This window comes from Kitasatospora sp. NPDC001309, from assembly GCF_042896295.1.
Taxonomy (GTDB): domain Bacteria; phylum Actinomycetota; class Actinomycetes; order Streptomycetales; family Streptomycetaceae; genus Kitasatospora.
In genome coordinates, this window is sequence record NZ_JBIAXC010000076.1 from 13,102 (window position 1) to 27,443 (window position 14,342).

Here is a 14,342-nt window from a genome sequence, read left to right on the forward strand (position 1 = left end):
GTGGTCCGGTGGTTCAGGGGGTGTGCGGTCCGGCGGCGTTCAGCGGGTCTGCGCGAACAGCCGGGCGGCGGGCTCGAACTGGAGCGCCTGGTGGGTCGCGATGGCGTTGACGTCCCGCCACAGCCGCTGGAGCGGCCCGTCGGCGACCTGGCCGCTGGTGCCGGCCGCGCGGTAGAGCCGGTTGACGGCGGTGACGAGGGTGTCCACGACGAAGGCGCTGTCCCGGACGTTGCGGGCGGTCTCGGCCGGGGTCGGGGCCCGGTCCGCGTCGGCGAGTTCGGCGACCCGGCCGAGCAGCAGCCCGGCCGCGTCGATCTCGGCGGCGGAGCGGGCCAGCAGCATGTCGTAACTGGCCTGGTTGCCGGCCGCGCCGGGGATGCCGGGTACGGCGGCGGCCCGGCTGCGGCCGCCGAGCGCCTCGGTCACCAGGGCGAGGGTGCCCCGGGCGGCGCCGAGTGCGGGCGCCACGAAGGTGAGGCCGTTCACGGCGGGCAGCGGCGCCAGCCCGGCCACCGGGGGCACCGCCGCCGGGTCGGCGGGGCGGCCGGCGAAGGCGGCGGCCCGGTCGGCGATCCGGGCCGCCGGCACGAACACGTCCTCCAGCACGGCGGTGTTGCTCCCGGTGCCCCGCATGCCGACGCTCGACCAGGTGTCCTCGACGCGGCACTGCGAGCGCGGCACCACGGCCAGCAGCAGCCGCTGTCCGCCGTCGGCCGCCGGCACCTTCGCGCAGACGATGACCCAGTCCGCGTGGTCGATGCCGCTCATGTAGGGCCAGCGACCGGTCACCCGCAGGCCGTCGCCCTCCGGGACGGCCTCGCCGAACGGGATGACGGAGGCGATCACCGCCGCGTCCGGCCCGTCGGCCCAGACCTGCGCCTGCCCCTCCTCCGGGAAGAACGACAGGAAGCGCGGGGAGCCGGCGAACAGCGAGGCGCACCAGGCCGTCGCCGGGCAGGCCGCGCCGATCACCGGCACGGTGTCCAGGAGTTCGCCGAAGCCGCCGGCCCGGCCGCCGAACCGCACCGGCGTGAAGTGCCGCATGAAGCCGGCCTCGGCGATCGCCTTCACGGCGTCGGGGCCGATCCGGCGGGCCCGGTCCGTCTCCTCGGCCAGCTCGCCGGCCTGCCGGGCGATCGAGCGGGCGGCGGCGAGCCGCCGCTCCGGGGTGTCCTGCATGGCGTTCCCTTCCCTCGCGGTGGGTGGTGGTTCGGCGGGGCCCGGTGCGGTCGGACCGGGTGCGGTCGAACCGGGTGCGGTCGGACCGGGTGCGGCGGTCACCGCGGCTCGTAGTCGGCCGGGTCGACCGCCCGGGTGCGCGCCCAGTACTCCTGGGCGGAGAAGGGCCAGTTGACGGCGGAGCGGCCGCCCTCGTTGTACCAACCGGCCACTCCGGTCCAGCCCCAGGAGCGCTCGGCGTTCGCGCCGTCGACCCACGCGTTGTACCCGTCGTGGACGTCGGCCCGGACGGTCAGGGCGTCGCGCCCGCTCGCCAGCAGCAGCCGGATCGCGTCGAGCACGTACCCGACGGCGCACTCGGAGAAGTAGACGATGCTCCCGCCCTGGCCGACCAGGTTGGTGTTCGGCCCGTACAGGCAGAACAGGTTGGGGAACTCCGGCACGGTGATGCCGAGGTAGGCCCGCGCTCCGCCCCGCCAGGCCTCCCGCAGGTCCAGCCCGCCGCGGCCGGTGATCCGCATCGGCGCCAGGAAGTCGGAGGCCTCGAAGCCGGTGGCGTACACGATGACGTCGACGTCCAGCCGCTCCCCGCCCGCGACGAGTCCGCCCGCGGTGACCCGCTCCAGCGGCGCCGTCACCAGCCGGACGTCGTCCCGCCGCAGCGCGGCCAGCCAGCGCCCGTCGTCGCGGAGCACCCGCTTGGCGCCCACCGGGTAGGTCGGGACGACCAGTTCGCGCAGCTCGGGCGCGTCGGCCAGCTGGGCCTCCATCGAGGCCAGCAGCGCCGCCCGGAGCTGCTCGTTGCGGGCGGACACGGCCCGTTCGGTGGGCGGGTGGTCGTGGTCGACGATCCAGCCCTCCAGGATGCCGTGCAGCCCCGGCGCGAACAGCCAGAACCGGTACCACTGGGCGTAGTACGGCAGGTGCTCGAAGAGCCAGGACGCCCCGGCGGGCATCGGCTCCCGGTAGTGCGGGGTGGGGCGCATCCAGGGGGCGTTGCGCTGGAACACCAGCACCTCGGCGGCGGTACCGGCGAGTTCCGGCACGAGCTGGTAGGCGCTGGCCCCGGTGCCGACCACCGCCACCCGCTTGCCGGCGAGGTCCACCGAGTGGTCCCAGGCGGCCGAGTGGAAGGCCGGCCCGGCGAACGACTCCCGCCCGGGCAGGTCGGGCAGCCGCGGCCGGTTCAGCTGGCCGACGGCGCTCACCACCGCGTGGTGGCGCTCGACGGCGGTGCCGTCCGGCCCCGCGACGGTGACGTACCAGCGCGACTCCTCGTCCGCCCAGCGCAGTTCGGTCACCTCGGTGCCGAAGCGGATGTGCTCGGCGACCCCGGAGGTCTTCGCGAAGTCCCGCAGGTACTCCAGCACGGTGTCCTGGCGGCAGAAGTGGTCCGGCCAGTCGTGCCTGGGCGCGAACGAGTAGTTGTAGAGGTGGCTGGCCACGTCGGTGCGGCAGCCCGGGTAGGTGTTCTCGAACCAGGTGCCGCCGAGGTCGGCGTTCTTCTCGTAGATCACGTACGGGATCCCGGCCTGCGCCAGCCGGTGGCCGGCGAGCAGGCCGCTGAACCCGGCGCCGACCACGACCACCCGGAAGTCGGTGCCGGGGCGCAGCCCGTCCGCCGTCCAGCGGGGTGCCTTGGGGTCGGGCCCGTGGCCGGGCAGCACGAGTTCCTCGGCGAGCAGCGGCACCAGGTCCCCGGTGTCGCGCTCCATCGCCCAGGAGGTGATCGCCCGCAGCAGCTCGGGGCCGGGCGGGGCGGGCGGGCCGGGCGGGGCGGGCACGGCGCCCGCCGCGCCGTCGCCGTCCCGCAGCCGGGCGAGGGCCGCCAGGGCGCTCTCCCGGGCCTCGGCCGCGCGTTCGGGGCTCAGTCCGCCCTGGGGGGCGAACAGCCAGCCGGGTGCGCGCAGGTCGTCGCGCAGCAGGGAGAGGTCGCCGGTGAGGTGCGCGACGGTCATCAGCAGCGCCGGTACGTCGGCGTCCGCCAGGTGCCGGCGCAGGGTCGCGTCGTCGGCGGTGATCGGTCGGGCGGTGTCCGCCATGGCAGCTGCCTCCGGTCTCAGGACGTCGGGGCCAGCGCGGCGAACCTGCGGTCGACGTAGACCACCGGCGCGCCCTCGGCGGCGAGCGTCTGGCCGACCACCTCGCCGACCAGGATGGTGTGGTCGCCGCCGTCGTGCCGGCTGTGCACGGTGCACTCCAGGGTGGCGAGGGCGTCCGCGACCACGACGTTGCCGCGGTCGGTGCGCAGGAAGCCGCCGCCGCCGAACTTGCGGGCGGTGCGGTCGGCGAAGCGCAGCGCCAGGTCGGACTGGTCCTGGTGCAGGATGCTGATCGCGAAGCGGCCCGTCCGCGCGAACACCGGGTGGCAGGTGGCCGACTTGGCCACGCAGGCGAGCACCAGCGGCGGCTCCAGCGACACCGAGCAGAACGAGCTGATGGTGAGGCCGTGCGGGGTCCCGTCCCGGTCCGTGGTGGTGGCGATCGTGACCCCGGTCGGGAACCGGGCCATCACGTCCTTGAACTGGTCTGTCATCCGACTCCGCCCCGTTCGAACCCGATTCGTCACGCGCGCCGCCCGGGCCGTCCGGCCGACGGCGGGCTGGGCACGACGTACAGCCTCCGGGCGCTGCCTCGATTGCCGCTCGAACCCCGATCGAGGGGGTCCGGGCGGCGGCCGGACGCTCCAGCCGGGCTCAAGCGGTCCTCGAACCCGGGCGGAGAGCGTTCCGGGAGCCGCCCGCCCGACCGGCTGCGGCCGGTCCCGACCCTGGAGCAACCACCATGGACCTGACGTCCGAACTCGTGTCGGCCGCCCGCGAGACGGGCGCACTGGCGGCGCAGCGCGCCGACCGGGCCGAGGCCGCCCGCCGGCTCGACCCCGAGGTGGCCGGAGCGCTGGTCGCGGCGGGCTTCGCCCGGCACTTCGTGCCCAAGGCCTGCGGCGGCGACGAGGGCACCTTCCTCGACCTGAACCGCGCGGTGAGCGCGGTGGGCGAGGGCTGCACGGCGACGGCCTGGTGCGCGTCGCTCTCCGCCCACGTGTCGCGGATGGCCGCGCACCTGCCCGCCGCCGGCTGCCGGGAGGTCTGGGCGGACGGCCCGGACGCCCTGCTGGTCGCCTCCCTGACGCCGCTCGGCACGGCCCGCCGGGTGCCCGGCGGCTACCGGCTGGACGGCACCTGGCCGTTCGTCAGCGCGATCGACTACGCCGACTGGGCGCTGCTGGCCGCCATGGTGCCGGCCGAGGACGGCGGGCAGCCGCAGGCCCGGGTCCTCGCGGTGCCGCGCGACGCGTGGCGGACCGAGGACACCTGGCAGAGCGTCGGCATGGCCGCGACCGGCAGCAACAGCGTGACGGTCGAGGACGTCCTCGTCCCGGACGCCCGGTCGATGAGCCGCGAGGACCTCTTCACCGGCCGCGCCGCGGACTCGGACGCGCCCTGCCACGCGGTGCCGATGCAGGCCACCACGATGATGTTCGCCACCCCCGCCCTGGGCGCCGCCAAGGGCGCGCTGGCCGCGTGGACCGGCTCCGTGACGCCCAAGATCAGGGCGGCGGCGGCCGGGCCGCGGCAGGCGCACGCCGGGATGCCCGCCTTCAACCGGGCCTCCTACGACGTCACGCTGACCCGCAGCGCCACCGAGATCGACGCGGCCGAGCTGCTGCTCGAACGCGCCGCCCGCACCGCGGACGCGGCCGGCGCGCTGAGCCCGCTGCTGACCATGCGGAACTGGCGGGACTGCGCGATGGCGACCGAGTCGATGGTGGGCGTCGTCAACCGGCTGTTCCGCACCATCGGCACCACCGGCCAGTCCGTGCGCAGCCCGCTGCAGCGCTTCTGGCGGGACGTCAACTCCCTGGCCGGCCACCAGGGCCTCCAGGTGGAGTCCGCGTCGGTCGCCTTCTCCCGGCAGGTCATCGCGCTCTGACTCCCCGGCCTCTCACCGGCCGGCCCTTCACCGGCCCGACCCCTCACAGGAGGACACCCCATGACCGTCAGCCGGCGGCAGGTCCTGCGCTCCACGACCGTCCTGACCACCACCGCCCTCGCGGGCACCGCCCTGGCCGCCACCGGCCTGGTCGGCACCGCCGCGGCCGACCCGGTCGGCGGAGCGTCCGATCCGGCCGGCGGCACGGCGGAGCCCGACGCCGCCGGGTCGGCCGCGCGCCGCCGGGTGCTCTGGCGGGACGACTTCGCGAACGGCTTCTCGACCGACGGGCCCGGCGCCCGCTGGGCGTTCCTGCCGTTCGGCCCCACGATCGGCCGCGACGGCGTCGCCACCACCGACCGCCGGGGCCTGACGGTCGTCTCCGGCGCCACCAACCCGGGGACGGGCGAGCCCGCCTTCGCCATGACCGTCGGCCCGAACGACCCGAGCGGCTTCCCCGGGAGCATGGACCACGTCAAGTGGCTGGCCTACCCGAACCACCAGGCCGCCTCCGGCGTGCTGGGCTTCGACGCCGAGCCGGACACCGAACTCTCCGGCGAGGCCGTCCTGTCGGCCTCCTCCTACGGCATGGCCGGCCACCCCTTCGGCGCCGCCGTCCTCGACCCGGCCGACGACCTCCGGCTGGCCGCGCCGGCGATGCCCGTCCAGGACCTGGAGACGGGCGTCGCCTTCGACTTCTTCCTCACCGACCGCGGGATCTACGCCGGGTACGAGCGGCTGCCGCACAACCGCCCGCAGCTCGGCGACTACGCCGCCTTCCTCTACGCGGTGCCGGTCGCCCGCCGCTGCCCGTCCGAGAGCCACCTGCTGCGGATCGCCTACGACCGCTCCCGCGGCCTGGCGACCTGGTACCTGGACGGCCGGGAGGTGTTCCGGGTGGACCGGATCGGCTACCGGCTGCCGGCCGGCCGCCGGCACATGCTGCTGGACCACGGCGGCACCGAACAGCTCGTGGCGCCGCGCCAACTCGCCTTCGGCCTGGGGATGTTCAACATCCTGGACGCCGCGCGGGCGGGCCGCCCGGGCTCGGGCCTGGTCCGGCTGACCCCCGAGGCGGACCACTACCTCGACCCGGCCGTCGACACCCCCGCCCCGCAGCGCTTCGTGGACGACGCCGCCCTGCCGGGCAGCCGGCTGTGGGGCCAGGGCACCGCCCTGCGGGTCGGCGGCTTCACCGTCTCCGGCCGCCGCTCCCCGGGCGGTGCCGCGTGAGCCCGACCACCGCCGAGCTGCTGGTCGGCGGGTGGCAGCTGGACTCCTACCTCACCGAGGACGACGGCGGGTTCCGCGAGGGCCCGCTCGGCCCCGCACCGCGCGGCCTGCTGATCTACTCGGCCGACGGCCGGGTGTCGGTGAGCATGATGCGCACCGACGGCCCGCCGGCCGGCCCCGGCCGTTTCATGGGGTACGCGGGCAGCTGGCACCTCGTCGAGGACGACGGTGCCCCCGGCACCCGGGTGGTCCACGACGTCGCGGTCAGCTCCCACCCGTACATGGTGGGCAGCCGGCAGCTGCGCGACCTCACCCTCACCGGTGACGTGCTCACCCTCGCCGGCTCGGCCGGAGCGGCCGGCGGCCCGTCCGAGCGCCGGGTGCTCACCTGGTCCCGTACGACCGGGGGCACCGCGTGAGCTACGCCTTCGACCCCGAACTCGCCCCGCTCGTCCCGCGCCTGCGGCCGCCCGACTACCGCCGCCCCGAGGCCGCGCGGACCACCATGCGCGCGATCATGGCCGCCCAGACCGCCTACCGGCCCGAGCGCCCCGTCGAGGTGGCCGACCGCCGCGTCCCGGTGCCCGGCGGCCCCGAGCTGACCGTCCGGACCTACCGGCCGCTCGACCGGCCCGGCCCGCTGCCCGCCCTGCTCTTCCCGCACTGGGGCGGCTTCGTCACCGGGGACCTCGACACCCCCGAGATCGCCGCCACCCGGATCGCCGACCGGGTCGGCGCCCTGGTGGTCTCCCCCGACTACCGGCTCTCCCCCGAACACCCGTACCCGGCCGCCCTGGACGACTGCTACGCGGCGCTGGAGTGGCTGGCCGCCGAGGCGCCCGCGCTCGGTGTCGACCCCGACCGGATCGGCACCGCCGGGTACAGCGCGGGCGGCGCGCTGGCCACCGCCGCCGCCCTGCTCGCCCGCGACCGCGGGGGCCCGGCCCTGCGCTTCCTCTACCTGCTGTTCCCCCAGCTCGACGACCGGCTGGAGACGGTGTCCGCCCGGGCCTTCACCGACACCCCGATGCTGGACCGGCCCAACCTGGAGCTCAGCTGGCGGCACTACCTGGGCGGCGCCCCCGCCTCCGGCTACGCCGCACCGGCCCGCGCCGAGGAGCTGGCCGGCCTGCCGCCCGCCTTCGTCGGCGTGTGCGAGTACGACCCGCTGCGGGACGAGGGCCTCGACTTCGCGCTCCGGCTGATCCGGGCCGGGGTGACGACCCAACTCGTCCACTACCCCGGAACGTTCCACGCCTCGATCGGCATCGACTCGGCCGTCTCCCGGCGCATGGTCGACGAGCAGCTCGCCGTCCTCCGGCGGGGGCTCCTCGACTGACCGCCGCGCGGGGCGTTCCGGACGGGCCAGTGGCCCCGGGCAGTCGCGACTGCCCGGGGCCACCACCGCGTCCGGCCGGCTCAGGGGGTCCGGCCGACGCGCCTGCGACCGGATCAGCCGGCGGTACGTGCCCGGCGCAGGAGCGCGGCGTGCTCGGCGACGCGCTGCCCGAGGTGGGCACCGGTCAGCAGGTCGGACTTCGGCAGCTCCTCCGGCCCCGCGTCACCCGGGCAGCGCGCCATCACACCGAGCCAGCCGCCGATCCGGTTCAGCTCGTCGTCGCCGTTGCCGGGCAGCAGGTCGAGGTTGACCCAGTGCATGCCGTGCTGGGCCGCGAGCAGCGTGAAGTACTGGAGGGTGTGCAGCTTGTCGCCGCTCAGCGCACCGGAGGTGGTGAAGCCGGCGGCGATCTTGTCCTTCCAGGTCTGGGCGTACCAGCGACCGCTGCTCTCCTGCGCGAAGGCGTGGAACTTCCCGCTGGCGGAGCCCATGTAGGTCGGCGAGCCGAAGATGATCGCGTCGGCCGCGTCCAGCTTCTGCCACGCCTCGTCGCCGAGTTCCTCCAGCGAAATCAATTCCGCCGTCACGCCCGACACACCCGCCGCACCCTCCCGGACCGCCTCGGCCAGCCGCTGGGTGTGCCCGTAACCACTGTGGTACGCAATCGCAACGGAAATCGAGCCGTCAGTCATATCCGCTCCTCCACCATTCACACCTCGGCCCGCCCTTTTCGGCGGCGCCCGGAATAGCCTCGCAGTCCGATGGAGGAGTGGGTACTAGCCTTTGGTCCGGTCCGACCTACCCGAAAGGATTGACGCATTTCCGCCGCAGCCGGCCGTTCGGGGCGAACGGCCGGAACCCGGGCCGGCCGTTCGGCCGTCCCGGGCTCCCGTTTCTCCGGCGTCGGCTTCGCGGCCCCGTGCGGGCCCGGCCCGCGGATCGGCCGCTACCCGACGCCGATCCGCCCTGCCGTGTCCCGCCCCGCCGTGTCCCGCCCCGCCGCCGCTGCGCCGCCGCTGCGCCGCGGTCGGCTAGCCCGCGCGGCGCATCGGCACCGCGCCCACGCCGGGCGCGTCCCGCAGCGGCTCGTTGCGCAGCACCGCGAGGTGCAGCCGCTGGAGCCGCGGTGACGGCTCGACGCCGAGTTCGGCGTCCAGCGTCCGACGCAGCCGCTGGTAGGCCTCCAGGGCCCGCCAGGCACCGCCCGAGCGGTAGAGCGCGGTCATGAACTGGGCGCAGAAGCCCTCGTCCATGGGGTGCTGCGCGGTGAGCATCCGGAGCTCGCCGATCAGCTCGGAGTGCCGTCCGAGCTGGAGGTCCGCCTCGATCCGCAGCGCCTGGACCTGGAGGAACGCCTCCTCCAGCCGCAGCGTCTCCATTTCGAGCGAGCGCCCGACCGTCACGTCCGCGAAGGCCGGTCCGCGCCACAGCACGAGCGCCGAGGCCAGTTCGGCCGACGCCGTCCGCGGATCGCTCCGCTCCATCGCGTCGCGGCCCCGGGCCGCCAGCCGGTCGAACTCCCTGAGGTCGCTGCTCTCGACCGGACAGGTGAGCTGGTAGCTGCCGAAGCGGGTGGCCAGCACGTCCTTGGCACTCCCGGCCGCCCGCTCCTCGCCCTCCCCGAGCGCCTGGGCGATCCTGCGGCGCAGCTGGAGGATGTACGTCTGCAGCGTCGTGGCGGCGCTGCGCGGGATGGACTCGTCCCAGATCTCGGCCATGAGCGTCGGGACCTGGACGGCACGATCGGCCCGCAGGGCGAGCAGCGTCAACAGCTGACGCGGCTTCCCCGCACTGGGCAAGATTGATTCACCATTCAACCGAATTACCGTCGGCCCGAGAAAAGCGATTTCCAGCATGTCCCCCCCGTGAGCTGCCAGGTGTCGATTACGCGGCGACTGAACGGCTCGTTGCCCTAAGTCGGTTCAATCACCGCCGCAAGAGGATGCCGAGTCCGCCGACCCCGGCCGTCGGTCATTTTTCGATGATGACCACTGATTGGCATATTAACCGACGCGACGCCAATTCCTAGACCCTCACTCCGGCGCGTCCTTCCCCCGTACCAGCATGCCACTCGAAGCACACATCCCTGCTATATCGCCCGATTCACCGCAATCGAGAAAAAATAGAGGGACGGGTTCCGGATATCGCCACGACTACCCACCGCAATTCCACCCGGCCCGTCGCTCGCCCCGTCGATTCCGCCCCGTCGGCATCAGCCGTGCTGAGGACCCCTCCACACCTCCGGGGCGGGCGCCCCGACCCCCGGATTCCCCACCCCTCCCCGGTCACCGTACGTACACCACCCCGCGGATCCGGCCGAACTCCCCCCTCCGATTCGCGCGCTCCGGCGTGACCAACGTCACAAGATCCGGGGGCTCGACAACCGGCCGTCCACGCTCTCTGCGCCGACCCGCCCGAACGTCCGTTCCGGCTGCTCGGGCGCCCCCTCCGCACTCCTTCGCGCCCCTCCCGGACGGGTACGGACGGTATTCGCCGACCGACGGCGAGGGTCGCCGAACTTCCCATTCACATCAGCTGATTGGCCTCGCGTCACGGACCACCGCACACCGGTTCGGGCCGCGCCGCGAGGGTGTTTTCCCGGCATGTTCACATCCGAATGCGCGACCTTTGAACTGATGTCGCGTCAACGTCCGTTTGTCATCGGCCCGCAGTCGCGGCCGCGGCACGGTCACGACACCGCCGCAGCGCGGTCGCACCGCTGGCTGCACACGGTCAGGAATTGCGGCGATCGCGCCGGGGGAATGAAGAAGACCCAGGTCGGATGGCATCCTCCCCGGGTCCGAACGGTGGGCCACCAGGGGCTCGAACCCTGAACCTACGGATTAAAAGTCCGCAGCTCTGCCAATTGAGCTAGTGGCCCGCGGCCCCGCGCCCCGGGGAGTCCCGGGTGGAGAGGGCCACGGTGATCCTACCCGGTGGGCCCCAGGGCTCCGCCAGTGGATTGGGTGGGCGCGCCGGGTGCCGGGGGCGCGTCCCGGGGCGGCGCGTAGTGGGCGGCGCGGACGCGGCGCAGCCAGGCCTCGGCGGGGCGGGGGTCGGGGGCCCCGGGCAGGACGCCGGGGCCGGCGAGGCGGTCCGCGGCCTCGGCGAGCAGCTGTTCGGCGGTGGCGGGGCGGTCGGCGATGCGTTCGCCGAGCTCGCGGACGCGCTCGGGGTCGGGCAGCCGGATCAGGTTGCGGCCGGTGCGGTGCAGCCGGACGGCCTGCTCGACCAGCCGGACGAGGTGCCGGGCGTGCTTGGCGGCCCGCCGACGGGTGGCCGGGTCGGTGGTGTCACGGGTCAGCAGCTTGCGGAACTGCTGGTCCGCGTACCCGAGATAGGCCCGGCGGACGGCGGGGGCACTGAGGAAGGACGACCGGATCCCGACCAGCTCCCGGCCGAGCGGGGTGGCGCTCTCGTACAGGTCCTCGGGCAGCCAGACGAGTTCGGAGGCGGTCGGGTTGCAGGACAGCGCCAGGCGGCACCACTTGGCGGCCTCGTGCAGGGTGACGTCCGGCCCGGTGGTGACGTGCGACTCGGCCGGGCGGTGCAGGCCGTGCAACTCCTCGGTGGGGACGGCGAACAGCCCCAGCCGGTCGACGTCGGAGCCGGCGTGGGCGAAGCCGTAGGCGGTGGAGCCGACGATGCCGGAGAGCAGCACGGTGCCGGGTGTGTCGGTCATGCGTCCTCCTCTCGATCACCGGTTCTGCCGGGTACCGCATCCTCTCCGGAACGGGCCGCGCCGGGCGAGCGATTTCCGGTCCGGGGCCCGCCCGGCCGCCGATACTGGCCCCATGGAGCACGATCCCCGCCCGGAAGCCGTCGGCGTCGAGAAGCTGCGGGCCTGGTGGTCGCACCGGCAGTGGCTGGACCGCCCGCACCCCGGGGCGTCCGCCGCCGAGGTGCTGGCCGCGACCGGCTGGGCCCGCTCGGTCGGCGGCGCGGCCCCGTACCTGGGCCTGTTCGCCCGGGCCGGGCTGGGCCGGGCGGCCGTGGACGCGGCGGTGGCCGACCTGGCGGTGCACGAGCTGCCGTCCGCCCGCGGCTGTACGTACCTGCTGCCGGCCGCCGACTTCACGCTCGGGCTGGCGGTCGGCGCGGCCGCCCCGGAGGGCGAACTGGCGGCCGCGGCGAAGCACCTGGGGGTCGGCCGGGACGAGGTGGAGCAGCTCTGCCTGGCCATCGAGCGGGCGCTCTCCGACGGCGGGCCGCTGGACCCGACCACGATCCGGGAGGCGGTCGGCGACGCCGTCCGGCCGCTCGGCGAGGCGGGCCGCAAGCGCGGCCTGGCCACCACCCTGCCGCTCGCCCTCGGACTGCTGCAGTCGCGCGGCCGGATCCGCCGGGTGCCCGTCAACGGCCGCCTGGACCAACAGCGTTACGGCTACGTCGGCTGGGACCAGCCGGTCGCGGGGGACGCCGTGGACCTCGCCCGCCGCTACTTCTCCTGGGCCGGGCCGGCCACCCTCGGGCACTTCCGCTGGTTCTCCGGCTTCTCCGCGGCCACCGCCCGCCGGGCCGTCGCCGAGGCCGGCCCGGTGCCGCTCGCCCCCGGCTCCGAACTGCTGCTGCCGCCCGAACTCGCCGAGGAGTTCGCCGGGTTCGAGCGGCCGGCCGAGCCGCACTACACCCTGCTGGCCGGCATCGACGGCATCCACCTGCTGCACCGCGACCTGTCCCGGCTGCTCGATCCCGCCGACGCCGCCCGCCCGCTGCCCGCCGGCCGGGCCGGGCGCACCTTCGGCGGCGAGGCCGACCCGCAGACCCACCTGGTGCTGGACCGCGGCCGGATCGTCGGCCTGTGGGAGTACGACACCGAGCGGGCCGAGATCGTCCACCAGTCCTTCGTCCCGCCGGACGACGCGCTGCGCGCCGCGGTGGCCCGCACCGAGGCGTACGTCCGGGACGAGTTGGGCGACGCCCGCGGGTTCGGCCTCGACTCGCCGAGGAGCCGCGCGCCCAAGGTCGCCGCGCTGCGGGCGGCCGCCGCGCGGGGGTGGCCGGCCGGGTAGCGTACGGCCCATGTCGACCACCAGCACCGACGGAGTCCTGCTCGTCACCGGCGCCGGCCGCGGCATCGGCGCCGCCACCGCCCTGCTGGCCGCCCGCCGCGGCTACCGGGTGTGCGTCAACTACCGGGCAGACGAGGCCTCGGCCGCCGCCGTGGTGGACGCCGTCCGGGCCGACGGCGGCACCGCGATCGCCGTCCGGGCGGACGTCGGCCGCAGCGCCGAGGTGGAGCGGCTGTTCGCCACCGTGGACGTCGAACTCGGCCCGCTCACCGCGCTGGTGAACAACGCGGGCACACTGGAGCGGCAGTGCCGACTGGAGGACATCGACGAGGAGCGGCTGAACCGGATCTGGACGGCGAACATCACCGGCCCGTTCCTGTGCGCGGCCCAGGCCGTCCGCCGGATGTCCACCCGGCACGGCGGGCGCGGCGGCGCGATCGTCAACGTCGGCTCGGCCGCCTCCCGGATCGGCTCGCCGAACGAGTACGTCGACTACGCGGCGGCCAAGGGCGCGGTGGACTCGATGACCCGCGGCCTGGCGCTGGAGGTCGCGGCCGAGGGCATCCGGGTCAACTGCGTGCGCCCGGGCCTGATCCACACCGGCATCCACGCGCTCGGCGGCGAACCGGGCCGGGTCGACCGGGTCGCCCCGGGCCTGCCGATGCGGCGCGGCGGGGAGCCGGAGGAGGTCGCCGAGGCGATCCTGTTCCTGCTCTCCCCGGCCGCCTCGTACACCACGGGGGCGTTCCTGGAGGTCTCCGGCGGGCGCTGACGGCCCCGGCCCGGGGGCGGGGATTCGGCGAACGGTCCTCTCCGGTTTCCTTCCCCCCGCTCCGTCCGCGCCCGTACCGTGGGGGCCATGACCGCTGCCTTCATCGACATCCCCGGTGTGCGCAACTTCCGTGACGCGGGCGGGATCGGCGCCCTGCGCCGAGGCGTCCTCTACCGCTCCGGCTCCCTCCACACGCTCACCGAGGAGGGCGCCCGGAAGCTCAAGGAGCTCGGCCTGCGGACGGTGATCGACCTGCGCAGCCCGTTCGAGCTGGAGGTCTGGCCGGACCAGCGGCACGGCCTCGACCACGAGTCCCTCAACCTGCCGACGCTGCCCGCCGACCGCGGCGACCTCACCCGGCCGTGGCCCGAGGACCAGGCCGCGCTCTACACCTTCATGCCCGGGACCGCCGGCCCCTCGCTCGCCGCCGTGATCCGCCGGCTGGCCGCCCCGGAGGCCGTCCCGGTGATCGTGCACTGCGCCGTCGGCAAGGACCGCACCGGCCTCACCGTCGCCGTCCTGCAGTCCCTGCTGGGCGCCTCGGACGCCGACATCACCGCCGACTTCCTGCGCTCCAACGCCGGCCTGGGCCTGGAGGACGGCCCCACCCCGTACGTCGACGAGACCGGCACCGAGCGGGTCTCCCGCCCGGTCGACGCCGCCCTCCTCGCCTCCTCCCTCGGCTGGATCCGCACCCACCACGGCACCGTCCCGGCCTACCTCGCCGCCCACGGCACCACCGAGGCCGAGCTCGCCGCCCTCCGGGCCAACCTCTCGGCCTGAGAGGGTGTTCGGTAGGGGAATCCCCCCAACTGTCCGGCTTTCACTGGCGCGGCACGGACTCGGTTCCAGGATCCCGTAGCGGCCGGGCCCG

General features: G+C 75.1%; 13 protein-coding genes and 1 tRNA gene. 7 read left to right on the forward strand and 7 right to left on the reverse strand.

The features are described 5' to 3' along the window. Positions 1-39: 39 nt before the first annotated feature. The 3 genes from ACFY2K_RS41480 to ACFY2K_RS41490 form a co-directional block, all read right to left on the reverse strand. Positions 40-1,179, reverse strand: a complete 1,140-nt coding sequence (locus tag ACFY2K_RS41480; RefSeq protein ID WP_380644344.1) for a hydrolase — start codon at positions 1,177-1,179, stop codon at positions 40-42. Positions 1,180-1,277: 98 nt separating this feature from the next. Continuing rightward, positions 1,278-3,221 (reverse strand): flavin-containing monooxygenase, encoded by a 1,944-nt coding sequence (locus tag ACFY2K_RS41485; protein WP_387717979.1) that lies wholly within the window; start codon positions 3,219-3,221, stop codon positions 1,278-1,280. Positions 3,222-3,238: 17 nt separating this feature from the next. Next, positions 3,239-3,715, reverse strand: a complete 477-nt coding sequence (locus ACFY2K_RS41490; protein WP_375895191.1) for a flavin reductase family protein — start codon at positions 3,713-3,715, stop codon at positions 3,239-3,241. A gap of 248 nt (positions 3,716-3,963) precedes the next feature. On the opposite strand from ACFY2K_RS41490, the gene ACFY2K_RS41495 reads away from it, so the two are divergent. Genes ACFY2K_RS41495 through ACFY2K_RS41510 form a run of 4 tightly spaced genes read left to right on the forward strand, consistent with a single transcriptional unit; the run spans position 3,964 to position 7,684 of the window. Further along, positions 3,964-5,112 (forward strand): acyl-CoA dehydrogenase family protein, encoded by a 1,149-nt coding sequence (locus tag ACFY2K_RS41495; protein ID WP_380593476.1) that lies wholly within the window; start codon positions 3,964-3,966, stop codon positions 5,110-5,112. A 60-nt stretch (positions 5,113-5,172) separates the two neighbouring features. Further along, entirely contained in the window at positions 5,173-6,345 is a 1,173-nt protein-coding gene (locus ACFY2K_RS41500) for a DUF6081 family protein (protein ID WP_387717983.1), read from the forward strand. Beyond that, positions 6,342-6,764, forward strand: a complete 423-nt coding sequence (locus ACFY2K_RS41505; protein WP_380528787.1) for a lipocalin-like domain-containing protein — start codon at positions 6,342-6,344, stop codon at positions 6,762-6,764. Before ACFY2K_RS41500 ends, ACFY2K_RS41505 begins: the two co-directional genes overlap by 4 nt. After that, entirely contained in the window at positions 6,761-7,684 is a 924-nt protein-coding gene (locus tag ACFY2K_RS41510; RefSeq protein WP_380528785.1) for an alpha/beta hydrolase, read from the forward strand. Before ACFY2K_RS41505 ends, ACFY2K_RS41510 begins: the two co-directional genes overlap by 4 nt. Before the next feature lie 113 nt (positions 7,685-7,797). Here the strand turns inward: ACFY2K_RS41510 and ACFY2K_RS41515 are convergent, their stop codons facing one another. The 4 genes from ACFY2K_RS41515 to ACFY2K_RS41530 form a co-directional block, all read right to left on the reverse strand. Continuing rightward, positions 7,798-8,376, reverse strand: coding sequence for a flavodoxin family protein (locus tag ACFY2K_RS41515; RefSeq protein ID WP_375895178.1), 579 nt, complete (start codon positions 8,374-8,376; stop codon positions 7,798-7,800). A gap of 339 nt (positions 8,377-8,715) precedes the next feature. Continuing rightward, positions 8,716-9,483: a BTAD domain-containing putative transcriptional regulator gene (locus tag ACFY2K_RS41520; protein ID WP_375895176.1), complete on the reverse strand. Its 768-nt coding sequence runs from the start codon at positions 9,481-9,483 to the stop codon at positions 8,716-8,718. A 1,009-nt stretch (positions 9,484-10,492) separates the two neighbouring features. Next, positions 10,493-10,565, reverse strand: a tRNA-Lys gene (locus tag ACFY2K_RS41525). Positions 10,566-10,613: 48 nt separating this feature from the next. Further along, positions 10,614-11,366 carry a DNA polymerase beta superfamily protein gene (locus ACFY2K_RS41530; protein WP_380528783.1) on the reverse strand — a complete coding sequence of 251 codons (753 nt, stop codon included), beginning with the start codon at positions 11,364-11,366 and terminating at the stop codon, positions 10,614-10,616. Positions 11,367-11,478: 112 nt separating this feature from the next. On the opposite strand from ACFY2K_RS41530, the gene ACFY2K_RS41535 reads away from it, so the two are divergent. From ACFY2K_RS41535 to ACFY2K_RS41545, 3 genes are all read left to right on the forward strand, one after another. Beyond that, a complete protein-coding gene (locus ACFY2K_RS41535; protein WP_375895171.1) occupies positions 11,479-12,696 on the forward strand; it encodes a DNA glycosylase AlkZ-like family protein in 1,218 nt (405 codons plus the stop codon). Positions 12,697-12,706: 10 nt separating this feature from the next. Then, positions 12,707-13,468, forward strand: a complete 762-nt coding sequence (locus ACFY2K_RS41540) for an SDR family oxidoreductase (protein WP_387717990.1) — start codon at positions 12,707-12,709, stop codon at positions 13,466-13,468. Positions 13,469-13,555: 87 nt separating this feature from the next. Beyond that, positions 13,556-14,251: a tyrosine-protein phosphatase gene (locus ACFY2K_RS41545; RefSeq protein ID WP_387717993.1), complete on the forward strand. Its 696-nt coding sequence runs from the start codon at positions 13,556-13,558 to the stop codon at positions 14,249-14,251. Positions 14,252-14,342 lie beyond the last annotated feature (91 nt).

What these genes read in the sequence shown, in the direction of transcription:
- ACFY2K_RS41480 (WP_380644344.1), bottom strand. Translation starts at nt 1,179, where the DNA reads ATGCAGGACACCCCGGAGCGGCGGCTCGCCGCCGCCCGCTCGATCGCC.
- ACFY2K_RS41485 (WP_387717979.1), bottom strand. Translation starts at nt 3,221, where the DNA reads ATGGCGGACACCGCCCGACCGATCACCGCCGACGACGCGACCCTGCGC.
- ACFY2K_RS41490 (WP_375895191.1), bottom strand. Translation starts at nt 3,715, where the DNA reads ATGACAGACCAGTTCAAGGACGTGATGGCCCGGTTCCCGACCGGGGTC.
- ACFY2K_RS41495 (WP_380593476.1), top strand. Translation starts at nt 3,964, where the DNA reads ATGGACCTGACGTCCGAACTCGTGTCGGCCGCCCGCGAGACGGGCGCA.
- ACFY2K_RS41500 (WP_387717983.1), top strand. Translation starts at nt 5,173, where the DNA reads ATGACCGTCAGCCGGCGGCAGGTCCTGCGCTCCACGACCGTCCTGACC.
- ACFY2K_RS41515 (WP_375895178.1), bottom strand. Translation starts at nt 8,376, where the DNA reads ATGACTGACGGCTCGATTTCCGTTGCGATTGCGTACCACAGTGGTTAC.
- ACFY2K_RS41530 (WP_380528783.1), bottom strand. Translation starts at nt 11,366, where the DNA reads ATGACCGACACACCCGGCACCGTGCTGCTCTCCGGCATCGTCGGCTCC.
- ACFY2K_RS41535 (WP_375895171.1), top strand. Translation starts at nt 11,479, where the DNA reads ATGGAGCACGATCCCCGCCCGGAAGCCGTCGGCGTCGAGAAGCTGCGG.
- ACFY2K_RS41540 (WP_387717990.1), top strand. Translation starts at nt 12,707, where the DNA reads ATGTCGACCACCAGCACCGACGGAGTCCTGCTCGTCACCGGCGCCGGC.
- ACFY2K_RS41545 (WP_387717993.1), top strand. Translation starts at nt 13,556, where the DNA reads ATGACCGCTGCCTTCATCGACATCCCCGGTGTGCGCAACTTCCGTGAC.